The sequence below is a fragment of the Pseudomonas sp. FSL R10-1350 genome (assembly GCF_009600525.1).
Lineage (GTDB): Bacteria > Pseudomonadota > Gammaproteobacteria > Pseudomonadales > Pseudomonadaceae > Aquipseudomonas > Aquipseudomonas helleri.
In genome coordinates this window covers 1-205 of the sequence record NZ_WIVR01000269.1, presented here as the reverse complement: position 1 = coordinate 205, position 205 = coordinate 1, and the positions used below count along the sequence as shown (strand labels likewise).

General features: G+C 58.5%; 2 tRNA genes. Both read left to right on the top strand.

Annotated features, from left to right (window positions below):
• Position 1 precedes the first annotated feature (1 nt).
• Positions 2-77, top strand: a tRNA-Val gene (locus GHO25_RS26040).
• A gap of 55 nt (positions 78-132) precedes the next feature.
• Positions 133-205 (top strand) — tRNA-Asp (locus GHO25_RS26035).

Sequence of the window (205 nt, the reverse complement as noted above, 5' to 3'; positions counted from 1 at the left end):
AGGGTGATTAGCTCAGCTGGGAGAGCATCTGCCTTACAAGCAGAGGGTCGGCGGTTCGATCCCGTCATCACCCACCACTTCTTGAGTTTCTCGAAAGAGAAGGTCGCTTTTAACGAAGCAACCAACCGACGCGCAGCGGTAGTTCAGTCGGTTAGAATACCGGCCTGTCACGCCGGGGGTCGCGGGTTCGAGTCCCGTCCGCTGC